This window comes from Nitrosomonas sp. PY1 (assembly GCF_022836435.1).
GTDB lineage: Bacteria > Pseudomonadota > Gammaproteobacteria > Burkholderiales > Nitrosomonadaceae > Nitrosomonas.
In genome coordinates, this window is sequence record NZ_BQXC01000001.1 from 1,470,268 (window position 1) to 1,483,162 (window position 12,895).

7 protein-coding genes and 2 pseudogenes are annotated in these 12,895 nt (G+C 39.8%); 4 read left to right on the forward strand and 5 right to left on the reverse strand.

Annotated elements, in window-relative coordinates:
- Positions 1-210: 210 nt before the first annotated feature.
- Positions 211-357 (forward strand): annotated as a pseudogene (locus tag W03_RS06890) (IS6 family transposase); the annotation flags it as partial.
- Between the two features lie 150 nt (positions 358-507).
- On the opposite strand, the gene W03_RS06895 reads toward W03_RS06890, so the two are convergent.
- Genes W03_RS06895 through W03_RS06910 form a run of 4 tightly spaced genes read right to left on the reverse strand, consistent with a single transcriptional unit; the run spans position 508 to position 7,744 of the window.
- Positions 508-2,259, reverse strand: coding sequence for an EAL domain-containing protein (locus tag W03_RS06895; protein ID WP_244072271.1), 1,752 nt, complete (start codon positions 2,257-2,259; stop codon positions 508-510).
- Between the two features lies 1 nt (position 2,260).
- On the reverse strand, positions 2,261-5,098 hold the full coding sequence (locus tag W03_RS06900) for a response regulator (protein ID WP_244072272.1): 2,838 nt from the start codon (positions 5,096-5,098) through the stop codon (positions 2,261-2,263).
- Between the two features lie 43 nt (positions 5,099-5,141).
- On the reverse strand, positions 5,142-5,696 hold the full coding sequence (locus W03_RS06905) for a YfiR family protein (RefSeq protein WP_244072273.1): 555 nt from the start codon (positions 5,694-5,696) through the stop codon (positions 5,142-5,144).
- Positions 5,697-5,698: 2 nt separating this feature from the next.
- The gene (locus tag W03_RS06910; protein ID WP_244072274.1) at positions 5,699-7,744 is read right to left on the reverse strand and encodes a TonB-dependent siderophore receptor; all 2,046 of its coding nucleotides are present in this window, start codon (positions 7,742-7,744) and stop codon (positions 5,699-5,701) included.
- 835 nt (positions 7,745-8,579) lie between these two features.
- On the opposite strand from W03_RS06910, the gene W03_RS06915 reads away from it, so the two are divergent.
- Together W03_RS06915 and W03_RS06920 are read left to right on the forward strand one after the other, a co-directional pair.
- Positions 8,580-9,899 carry an imelysin family protein gene (locus W03_RS06915; RefSeq protein WP_244072275.1) on the forward strand — a complete coding sequence of 440 codons (1,320 nt, stop codon included), beginning with the start codon at positions 8,580-8,582 and terminating at the stop codon, positions 9,897-9,899.
- 108 nt (positions 9,900-10,007) lie between these two features.
- Complete coding sequence (locus W03_RS06920) at positions 10,008-11,627, forward strand: di-heme oxidoredictase family protein (protein WP_244072276.1); 1,620 nt, start codon at positions 10,008-10,010, stop codon at positions 11,625-11,627.
- A gap of 169 nt (positions 11,628-11,796) precedes the next feature.
- On the opposite strand, the pseudogene W03_RS06925 reads toward W03_RS06920, so the two are convergent.
- Positions 11,797-12,383, reverse strand: a pseudogene (locus W03_RS06925) (transposase).
- A gap of 235 nt (positions 12,384-12,618) precedes the next feature.
- Between W03_RS06925 and W03_RS06930 the strand changes: the two are divergent.
- Positions 12,619-12,816 carry a hypothetical protein gene (locus tag W03_RS06930; protein WP_244072277.1) on the forward strand — a complete coding sequence of 66 codons (198 nt, stop codon included), beginning with the start codon at positions 12,619-12,621 and terminating at the stop codon, positions 12,814-12,816.
- Positions 12,817-12,895 lie beyond the last annotated feature (79 nt).

Below are 12,895 nucleotides of genomic sequence, written 5' to 3' on the forward strand. Positions count from 1 at the left end.
TTCTACTTTTGAACCCTGTTATTTTTCGGGGGAATTACCCTAGGAACTCGTATTGTGATTTGATTTTTCTCCTTCAACTTTCTGCCAAAATTATTGAGTAATAGGCATCCAAGCTCGAAGTATCTGTGAGTTGGGTTGGGTTGGGTTCTGTCGCAAATTTTAGCGTGTGGTGTTAGTCTTGGTATTTTCCTTATCGCCGCAACACCGATCATGCTCACTTTCAAAGGTTGCCATTACCCGAAAGCTATCATCCTTTATGCCGTTTACTTTTATGTCCGCTACAGCGTGTCGTACCGGGACCTGGAGGAGATCATGGCTGAGCGCGGTGTCACTCTTGACCACGCCACACTTAACCGGAATCTGTTGCAACTGTTGGGGAAAGATCGGATTGGGGTGTAGTTGAGCGTTATGTAAAGAATCAAGGAAAACCAAAAAAAGAACTGCATCAACTTGAGCTTTTCTAATACCCCGTGGTCTTGCCACGGGGTTGTTTATTTTTAGGGATGACTACTTACACTTTCGTTTGAAAAATTCTTCTGCCTGATCTGTAGGTAATGGTTTACTTAGATAATAACCTTGAACGTCATTACAAGATTTATTTCTCATGAAATTCAACTGCGTATTAGTTTCCACTCCTTCAGCTGTTACTCTCATATTCATACTAGTAGCCATCGCGATAATTGCCGTAGCAATTGCTCCATTATCCGAGTTTTGCTCTAAGTTACGAACAAAAGCCTGATCAATTTTTAATCGATCAATAGGAAAATTCATTAGTCTACTTAAGCTTGAATAACCAGTTCCAAAGTCATCAATGGCAAGCTGCACACCGACTTCTTTGAGTTGTTTCAATACCTCGATTACAAGCTCTACATCATTGATTAATGCACTTTCAGTCAATTCCAACTCCAGAATGCCTGGATCCAGCATGCTCTCAGCTAATATACCACTTACCATGGAAGCAAAGCCATTATGAAGAAGTTGTCCAGCTGAAACATTGACTGCGACACGAGTAAGTGGAATTCCCTGATCACACCATACTTTAGTTTGGTGGCAAGCTTTTCTTAAAACCCACTCACCAATATGAATGATAAGTCCCGTTTCTTCAGCAAGAGGAATAAATTCAGTAGGTGGGATTTTCCCTAATTCTTTGTTTTCCCAACGTAGCAAGACCTCTACACCATTAAAACTGCCTCCTTCAATATCAAATTGCGGTTGGTAGTGCAAATAAAACTCTTCACGTTCAATTGCCTTACGCAAATGGCTTTCCATGGTTAATTTTCGTACTGCTCTCTCCATCATGAAGTTGGAAAAATAACAGTACATGTTTCCGCCTGATCGCTTGGCATAGTACATTGCAAGATCAGCATTTTTAAGGAGATCTTCTGTAGTCTCACCATCATCTGGATAGATTGCAATGCCGATGCTGGTGGTAGTTGTAAGTTCGTGTTCACCAAAAATCATTGGTTGCGCCAGTTTTATTCGAATGCGCTCAGCTACAATAGCCGCATCTTCATTACGTTCGATTAACGGTAACAATGCAGTAAATTCGTCGCCCCCTAATCGTGCAAGTGAAATGTCGCTTGAACTAGTAACTACTGGTTGCGCAAATGTATCGCTAACTCGAATACTTTTTTGTAAGCGCTCGCTTGTTGCTTGCAGAACCAAATCACCTAAGTGATGACCTAATGTATCATTAATACGCTTAAAACCATCGAGATCTAGAAATAATACCCCTAACTTCAATTTTTTGCGTTGTGCTAAACCAATCATTTGTTGCAAGCTTTCTTTAAAGAGATGCCGATTAGGCAATTCAGTTAAGTCATCAAAGTATGCCATTTGGTGCAAACGCTGTTCACTTTGCAACAACTGCTGGGTAGTGTTACTACCTTTAAGCATGTACCGAACGCGATAACTTAGCAGAGGGATGTTGATTGGCTTAGTAATAAAATCGGTAGCTCCAGCTTCATAGGCTCTGTTAATTGATTCGATGTCTTCTAATCCTGTCATCATCAGGATTGGCAAGTGTTTTCCTTGGGGCGTATTTCTCAGTTCATAGCAAGTAGTATATCCATCTATCCCCGTTGGCATGATTACATCAAGAAGTATTGCATCAATTTTATTATTTTTAAAAAGATGCAATCCTTCTTCGCCGCTTGAAGCTTCAAGTGTATTCATACCAACAGCTTGCAGCGTTTTTGCTACAACCAATCGTATCAAAGGATCATCATCAATAATAATGACGGTTGATTGGGATGACATATCAATGTATTCCAGAGTTGATTGGTAATGAATCTAGATAAGATTTCAGCGCTTTGCAAGCTTGTAAAAATTGTTGTTTAATTACAACTAAGGCTTGACCAGATACGTCATAAATATCATTACGAGCCTCATTTTCAACGTTTCTAAATAGCTCAGCCAAGCTATGGGCACCTACCTGACTGCTGCTTGATTTAAGTGTGTGAGATGTCATTCGTATGGCTTTAAGATCACCGATGTTCCAAGCCTGCTCAAGGTTTTGCATTAATTTGTTGGAATTATCAAGATAGGTACTGATAACTTGTTTAAGTAATTCATCACCATAATCAGCCTCTAAAGAACGAATGGATGCTAGAGCATTCGGATCAATATGACCTTGATTATTAGATGGTTCTAACTCTGAAGGATTATTTTTTGATCGAATTGAGTTTGAATGACCTAGCCATAATTCAATGATATTGGCCAAGTCTTTAGCTTTTATGGGTTTCGCTAAATAATCATCCATACCAGTTGTCAGGCACTTTTCTCGATCTCCTTCTATCGCATTGGCAGTTAGCGCAATGATTGGGAAGTGATGCAATCTGCCAACGCTTTGTTGACGCCTAATCTCGGTAGTTGCCTTGTATCCATCCATTTCAGGCATCATGCAATCCATTAATACCAAATCGTAAGCTTTATGTTGTACGGCATCTATTGCCTCTAATCCATTTTTTACTACATCAACGATGTAACCAAATTTACGTAGCATTCCCAAAGCAACTGCTTGATTAACAGGGTTATCTTCTGCTAATAACAAATGCCCTTGCGTTGTAGATGAAGATTGCGTGTCAAATTGCTTCGCGGTATTTTGAGAAGTAGAATCTACGGATTGCAATAACGTATTTAACGTATTATCAGTTATTTGCAATGACTTTGCTTGTACTAAGCATTGATATAGATCATTTTTTCTAATGGGTTTTGTTTTGTAAACTGCAAACCCAGTTTTCTTTGCCTCGTCAGCTTCACCTTTATAATGTGTTGAAGTCAGCATGATGAGGGGAATTTTATTCCAATCTTGATTAGCTTTAATCTTCTGTCCCAACTCTAAGCCATTCATATTGGCCATTTTCATGTCTATCAAAACAAGATCATAAGCTTGGTGATTTATAGTAGATTCATATAATCTATCCAATGCTTTTTGTGCGCTGGATACCGAGTCTACAAGCATTCCCCAAGATTTTGTATAGGCACTTAAAATACCACGACTGGTGGCATTATCTTCCACAATTAAAAGCCTAACTCCGGTTAGCTCGGAATTTTGTTTCACTGATTTCTGCGATTCAGTACAATTTCCTATCAGTAAAGGCAAAGTGAAAGAAAACGTGGATCCTTTACCAAGGTGACTATTTACTTTAACTTCAGTTCCACCCATCAATTCCACCAGTTGTTTTGATATTGCAAGACCTAGCCCCGTACCGCCATACTTGCGGGTGGTAGATCCATCTGCTTGAGAAAACGCTTGAAACAAGTGCGGTACTATGTCTTGGTTAATACCAATTCCGGTATCAATAACAGTAAAACAAATTCCAATTTGGTCGATATTTTTATTGCTATTTTGTTTGATGGCACTGAAAGTCGAATCTAAGCTTACATCAACAACAACCTCACCATATTCAGTGAATTTAATAGCATTCCCAATTAAATTGCCGAGAACTTGCCTTATTCGGGTAGGATCTCCCTTAACCCATTCAATGACACTTGGATCAATGCGATAGTTTAACTCCAGATTCTTACTATGCGCTCTCTCAGAAAAAAGCTCATTAACATCTTCAATTAATTTATATAAATCAAAATCTATGCTCTCTAATTCGAAACGACCAGCCTCTATTTTAGAAAAATCGAGAATATCATTAATAATCGATAACAATGATTCGCCTGAATTATGTAATACGTTTATGAAATGAAGTTGCTGCGAGTTTAGTGGTGTATCCAACAATAATTCGGCCATTCCGAGCACGCCATTCATTGGAGTACGAATCTCATGGCTCATTGCAGCCAAGAATTGAGATTTTGCTAGGTTGGCAGCCTCAGCATTTTCTTTTGCATGCCTTAATTCAATGGTTCTTTCTTCAATTTTATTTTCCAGATCAGAATGATACTGTACCAATTCCTTATCTCTAATTTGTATCTGTTCAAGCATACTATTAAAGGCATCTACTAAAGTACCAACCTCATCGTTTTCAATATGCCGAGTAACACGGAAAGAATAATGACCTGAACGAGAAACTTTTTCTGCTGTTGTTGATAAATCATAAATAGGTTGTACTACCCTAGATGTCATACGTTTTGCTAAGAATGCGGCCGCTATGAAAGCGATTAGCATTGATAGGGCAGAAACCATAAGACTCCATCCTAATTGCCTCCACATTGTTCCTAATGCATATTTAATTTTCAAATTCCCAACATATTCTTCTCCTACTACAACGGGTTGAATGATGTGCAGATCTTGAAATGGCAACCAACCAGGAATCCATATTTGATTTTCATTAGTTAGGCTGGCTATTTCTTCGCCATCATGCGTGGTTAGCGATGCTTCAATGATAGAAGGAATTTGTCGCAATGAATTTAGAGTTTCTTGAGCATTCTTATTATCCAGGAACGCTAGAGATGCTTGCGAGTTATTGGCTGTTACTCGCGCAAGTCCAGTAAGTTGCTCTTCCGCAATATTAAGTGAATTTTTAATTTTATTAACTGTCACCAGAGCAAAGACTAATAGCATTGAAGAAGCTAGACTGATAAAGATAATTAATAATAGCTTATCAGTGATAGAACGACTCTTCCGTGATAATAATCTTGTTATCATTATTAGATTAAATTGGATTCCAGAATAAGACCATTTAATGGTTTTAACGTCCTCTTACATCGCGAGCTATTTGTAAGAGTTGAGCGTTAAGTTTAAGTCCTGCGTATTTAATACGCTCGAGATCAATTTCAAAGCTTAATGTTTTGCCATTATTGATTAAGATAATCATACCGCCCATATCGAGAAATTTATTAGCATTGCTGACTATCAATATCGGTTTATGATCTGTAATCTTGAGCCATTGTTGGATTTGGTCTATATTTTCTTCTCGTGATAGATACAATAACTGACAGTCACTTTGAAATTCACGGAAATTAACACGCTGAATTATTACTCGCTTACTTTGAATCAATCGTCCTGAGATGGTATCAAGTTCCTTGAAAACTTGATCTTCGGTAACACAGAGTTTTAATTCTTCCGTAACTATTCCATCTGGCCATTCAGTAAATTTAAGAAAATTAAAAAGAAAGGCTGCTATAAGGGATTGTTCGCTAGCAGTAGTTGATGCCATAGATATGGAGACATGGGCAATATTAATAGTTACCAGGGCTAGCACAAAAATAATTGCCCGAATAATAATCCGGAATTGTCGCAACATATTTAGAAGGATTTTTCCAGTCGGAATCTTACAGTGCGGCCATCCATTCGAATCACATCCTGAATATGCTCGGGACCACCCACCATCTGAGGATGTTGGTTTAGTACATTATAAAGACCCAAGGACGCTTCGAAACCATAAATAGGTTTAGTCAACGACAGATTGATATTAAATATGTGATAAGCCGAGGCAGAATGATGACCCAAGGTTTGTCGGTTATCTACAAATATTTCCTCGAAACCGAGACGCAATCGATTATTGAATAGCGGTTCTGCATAATGCGCTTTAACTAGATTTTGTGGTGAATTAATAGCCTTGGACCAATGGTTATTGAGAAAATCGTCACGCATATCTGTATTATTATACGTCCAAGATATTTTAAACAAGCGACCATTGTCCCATCTTTTCTCACCTTGTAATTCAAAACCTAAACTTCTTGCGCCACCGCCGTTCATGAATTTTTTTGAATCGGGGTCTGGATCAGGATAGGGGTTTTGTATTAGGAGCTTACTTAAATCATTAAAAAACAAAGTGCTTAAAAACCTAATTCCATCGGTAGGATACCACTCAACAATTGCTTGATAGCTTTTGATCAATTCTTGACGGTTATTTGGGTTACTCACGTTCGTATCCAAAAGAATATAATCTCTTTCGTAAATATTAGGGGCGCGAAAGGCCGAACCGTATAATAATTTGCCGGTGAGAGTTGGAGTGATATTCCAAATTAAACCGACTCTTGGATTTACCTGGATATTTTTTATTAAATGATGATGATCTACACGAATACCAAGATTCAACATTAGGTTATCTGAAATTCGATACTCATCTTGCAAATAACCACCCACTCTCACACCATGATTATTGCTTTGATTAAATAGTAGATACTCAGGTACATAATCGAAGTTGGTCATTCGCTGGCGTTGATCGTATTGAAAATCAATGCCGGTTATCCATTTATGATTTTCAAAATGAGTTCCAATCAATTTGAACTCACCACCCCACCAACGTGCCGAAGTTGCATCTTTGTTGATGGCTCGATATGATGCGGCTTCATTATTGGTATTGAGATAAACTTCATTGCTATGATAATCATACCAATGATGGAAGCCGCGTAACTGTAACGCTAAGTTTGCATTAATAGATGTGTTATAGTCCAAATCGACAAATGTTTGTCGATCAACCATGGTAAACGGTTTATCATTAAAAATGGCACCAAACGAAGCTGTAGGAATTTGCTTAGAACGGTCTACGTAACCTGCGCTTAGTGTAAAACCCCGGTAACTAAGTTGGCCAAACAAACGACTACTACGTTCCCGATCAAGGTTACGTGCAATACCGTTATTCGTATCAATGAATTCCGGAAAGAATAAGCTTCCATTTCCCCGGCTTGAAAATTGCGAGGCATTGAACAGTAAATTAACACCATTATCCCATTGTTTGCCATAAGTGAAGCGACCGCGGTAAGTATCCTGGCTTCCTACTTCGCCAGTTAATCTCAGTCCATTAATATCCTTTCCTTGCTTGGTAATGACGTTAATTACGCCGAGTAAAGCATTAGCACCGTAAATGGAGGAGCCTGAACCAGGTATATATTCGATACGATCAATGATGTTCATGTCTAGCATGAAATCTTCGCCAAGGAAGCCTTGATCAAAAATGGCATCATTCATACGTCTTCCATTGATCATAATCAGAATCCGTGAGTTATATTCACCGACTGGCCCAAAGCCTCGAACACCGAGGTAGGTATAGTTACGGTCGTTACGCACGTACAAACCTCGTATAGCGTTAAGCGCATCTGACAAAGTTCGCCAATTAAAACTACGGATATCTTCTGCCGTCAAAACTTCAACCGAGGATGGCGCTTCTGAAGATTTTTGTTTGAATCGAGAAGCGCTTTGCACTTCTACATTTACAAGTTGAGTAAGCGGCAGATCAAAAATATCTTGTTTCTTATTAGTTCCTGCAATAACTGTATTTGCTAAAAGAAAAAATATTAAGAAGCTATATAAACGATGTATTAAATAGCATTTCTTGTTTTTTTTCATAAGGTGTAGTTATTGATTTACCATAGAAAGAAGCTAATCGATATCGAAAATAAAAGAGACAAATACTCTTCAATATAAGAATTTGTCACTAATGTGTTCAGCTTATTGTGCAACGTAGATATCTCATTGCTTTCATTGGATTAAAGGGCTTTATTTCTTCCTTTGAAGTAGAAAGCATAATAATTTGCTGCACTAAGCTCCAATGAGTGAATTAGAGCCTGTTTTGGCACTCTTTTTTATCGAATGTTGGGGATTTTTGTGTGGTTTTAATATTGATTAACCACCTAAGATTTATGATTGTTTCTTTAAGGCAGTGGTATTGAAGTGTCGCGCATGAGTTTCTCGGATACGATGTAACGCGTTGTACCCGGAAAGGGAATTTCTTGAGGTAAATTGTTCATTTATTGGACTGAGATCCTATAAAAAAAGCGATCGAAGTTTATTATTCTTCGGTACGATGTGTGAGTCATTCCGCGTATTCTGAGTTGCTGTTTTCAAAATGTGCTACTGATAGGAATCAGGAAGAACCTGAACGATAGCAACCACTCCACGAGAATTAATCAAATAGGGATCTAAAATCGAGTAAGCAGGAAAAATCAAATCATCTACATCAATGCAATTTTTTCTTGAGAAATTACGCAATTCTGATCATTGTAAAGAACAATATAAGCTCATTTTCTGATAGTAAGTTTCACTTATTAAGCATTCGCGCCAATCGCGTCTAACTCGCGATAACAAGATATCAAACCAAATTATTTTCATGATATCATTCTAAAAATGATAATGATTATTATTTGTAGTTTTATTACATAACAACCAGAGAAGGTATCAATTTATGAAAAAACGGATAAAACCAATGCTAATTGGGGTCGCAACTTCAATATTCGCTGCCGCTTCACATGCCGAGCCACCAGAAGCACCAAAGCTATATATTTCCACCAATGGTCCGCAAGTTAGCTTTTACTGGGATGAGGTTTCCAAGGCTGATAATTATATTTTAATCGCGTCTAATTTAGATGATGGATCGCCCTTTGGCCAATTTGATTTAGGCGCCGGTACTCGATTGAATGCTCCTTTGCCTGAGGGATCCGGGTTTTTTGTTTCGATCCGCGCAGAAAATGCGGATGGAAATAGTAATTTTTCAATACCACACTCACTGGTGGTTCCATCTATTTCTACAGCAGCGCCCTCAATAGAACAGGTGATTCAAAATTACGCACGTAATGTAATATTGAATACCTACTCTGATTTGGCCGAGCAAACAAAAATACTGCGTGCGGCGATTATCGAGTTGCAATTTGAGAAAACAGATAAGAATCTCTATAAAGCCCAAAACGCATGGCGCAACGCGCGCCTTCCTTGGGAGCAATCTGAAGCATTTGTATTTGGTCCCGTGGACACTAACGAATTGGACCCTGCTCTAGATAGTTGGCCAATAAATGCTACGGATATACAAAATATTGTAAAGAGTGATACTCCCCTAACGACAAAAGCTGTTAGTACATTTGACCCCACATTAAAAGGCTTTCATGTCATTGAATACTTATTATTTGGTAGTAATAGCAATAAAGCAGCTTCAGAACTAACGGATAGAGAGCTGGCGTACCTAATTGCAGCAGCTAGTGTACTTTCTAACGATGCTCAAGCATTAGTTGATGCATGGAATCCTAATGACGGAAATTATCTTTCTGTATTTTCTCAGGCTGGCGCAGGTAGTACGGCTTATCCTAGCCAAACTGCTGCGCTACAGGAAATGCTTATTGGCATGATTGGAATTGCAGATGAGGTGGCCAATGGAAAGCTTGGTAGGCCACTTACACAACAGGATGCTAACTTTATTGAGTCTCGGTTTAGCGCCAATTCGCGATCTGATTTTATGAATAATATTAGAGGCCTTCTAAATGTATATACTGGGAACTACATGTTATCCGAAGGCCCCGGTTTGGATGCTTTGGTGAAATCAGTTAATCCAGCATTAGATGAGGCCATTCGTGATCAAATTGAAAAATCCATTGCTGCAATTTACGCAATACCTCAACCATTCAGTGAATCTATTATTAATAATCGTGCACAAGTGCAAGCCGCCGTTGACGAAGTGAAGGCATTATTATCAATACTCATAGATAAGTTACTGCCATTGGTTCCCGCGGTTTAACAAAATGGCAGTGTTTTACTGAACTTGAGTATCGAGATTCATTTAAAGATAAGCGTTAAAACGCTGCCAGTAAAATAAAATTCCTGTTCTGTTATTTTTGATAAAACTATGAAATACCGTATTTTTATTATTTTAATCATATTAATGTGCTGCGGTTCAATCGTACAAGCTGCGCCCCCGTTAGCTCCCATTATAGCTTCTTCTGTCGAAGGTAATCGCGCTAGCGTCAGTTGGCTGCCAGTCGATGGCTCTAGAGCATACAGGTTATATTGGCTTCCTTATCCGATGCCTAATCCAATCGAATCGATCAATAGCATGGATCTTGGAAGTGAAACACAAATATCTGCAGAATTGGACGATGGGACTATGCTCTATGTTGCCTTAACTGCTTATAATCAGGATGGAGAAAGTGCTTTTTCGAATATAGAAGTCATTGCTATTAATAATGAGCTTTCTGGTGGTAGCACAACTATTTTCAACGAAAGCAGTTCTGCTTTTAGTAATCCAGCTCCGAATCTTAGTCCTGAAGGATTGTCTCGGCACTTAGCAGGTGACTCAGAATTTGAACAAAGCTTCGTTACGGCTCCCGCATTAATCAATGCTGGATTGGGGCCGGCATTTAATAGCAATAGCTGCATATCGTGCCATCCTAAAGATGGTCGTGGGCGCCCCCCTGAGGAGGGTGGAATATCTAATTCATTTTTCCTCCGCGTTAGCCTTCCTGGAGTTGATTCAAAAACTGGAGGATCGTTGGCTGTACCTGGGTTTGGCACTCAGCTTTTTGATAAAGCGGTATTTGGTGTTCAGCCGGAAGCCACCGTTAAGACAACATATACCGAAGTCAATGGAAAATTCGGTGATGAAACTCCCTATCAACTACGTAAGCCAACCTTTACTATTACTGACCCTTATATCGACTTGCCGAGCGTGTATTTAATTTCGCCTCGTGTTGCTCCGCCTGTATTTGGGCGCGGCCTGCTAGAAGCTATTTCTGATGAGACTTTGCTTGGTTGGGCTGACGAACATGATTTGAATAACGATGGCATATCCGGTCGTGTTAATCGAGTTTGGGATGTGGTTACGCAAACGACTGTAATCGGCCGCTTTGGACTTAAAGCTAACAATCCTTCAGTATTGGTCCAAAATGCTGGCGCATATCATAGTGATATGGGTATCACCAATGAGCTATTCCCGATAGAAAGTACTGTTGGTCAAACCCAGAATAATAGCGCGAACGATGGACCGGAACTCAAGCCTGGCGTTCTCGATGATGTAACATTCTATATACAAACATTAGCGGTACCTGCACGTCGCAATATAAATGATCCTGTCGTAAAAAAAGGGCAAATACTATTCGATCAAGCTGGTTGCGCCGCTTGTCATATTCCTACCGTAACAACCGGTGTTGTTGATGGCGTTCCAGAAATTTCTAACCAGATTGTTCATCCTTATACTGATTTATTACTTCATGACATGGGTGAAAGACTTGCCGACGACCGGAATGATTTTATCGCGAATGGGCAAGAATGGAGAACTCCTCCACTCTGGGGAATTGGCTATACTGAAGTTGTCAATGGCCATACTTTTTTTCTGCATGACGGACGTGCACGTAATTTAACAGAAGCCATTCTTTGGCATGGTGGTGAAGCAGAATCTTCCAAAGAATATTTTCGCGTACTTTCCTCTTCTGATCGGGATGCTTTAATTAAATTTCTTGAATCGCTGTAATGTTTATGCTGCTTAATCTCAAACTGGTTTTGACCAATCCCAAGAACATTAAGAGACTATGTATGTGAGGGATTTATCTAGGCAGGTTAAATGAGATTCTGTCGCAAATATTTAAACGAGGTACAGCGAGCACACCCTTCAGGCAAAGTTATCCTGCAAGAGTAGCAAACTACTGAAATCCGGACAACCCTTGTCGGTTCAGCTGCCCCTTTCGGATCATGTGTGCGGTTTCAATGCCAGCCAGAGTCGCCTCGGCAGAATGGAATGCCTTGAAACCCAGCATAGGCCGGGTGATTCTTTTGATAAATCTATGGTCTCGTTCGACGATGTTGTTCAGGTATTTGATTTGGCGAATCTCAACCAGGTGGTGCCAGCCAAGCCACAAAAGAAGAAGGTTGAGGTTCAACAAACCGGCATAATTGGCTCCACTTTTGTCGATAACGACCTTTTCTAGCAGCCCGTTTGAGCCTACCGTGCGCAGAAAGAAATTGGTGGCTGCTTCTTCGTCGCGGCGTTCGGATAGCATGAAATCCAAGGTATCGCCGTACTTGTCGACGACGGTACAGAAATCCATTGCCTCTTGACCTTGATATACTTGATGACCCAGCGGTTAAGTGTGGCGTGGTCAAGAGTGACACCGCGCTCAGCCATGATTTCCTCCAGGTCCCGGTACGACACGCTGTAGCGGAGGACATAAAACTAAACGGCATAGAGAACGACAGCTTTCGGGTAATGGCAACCTTTGAAAGTGAGCATGATCGGTGGCGGTGACAAGGAAAATACCAAGACTAACACCACACGCTAAAATTTGCGACAGAACCCTCTGATGATGATCGGAGATTCCAAATTATTTGCAGTGCAATGTGGTTTTGCTCACTGCATGTTCCGCATCATATCAAATATTATGGGTGTGCTGAGACCAGCCACATAACACCGGAATCATACCGGCGATGTGACATTATGCTGAATAATCAATGATGAGCCAAGAGTCATGGGAAACGACAATAATCAAGATTCCAAGAATAGCCTGATTTCGATTCTGTTATTGATCATGCTCGCGACCGGTACACTGATTAATCCGTTAACCAGCTCACGGCCATTCGACCCGTTCAATCAAAAATTGCCATTATTGGATGAGCAAAAGATAGATGCCCGGCTTTGGCAAGACCCAATCGTGGCAACCGAGTAGTTTCTCAATAACAGTAAAAAAGCAAAGGAAAATGACCATCGTACTTATCATTCGATTGCCAATTTTATTGGAGAAATTG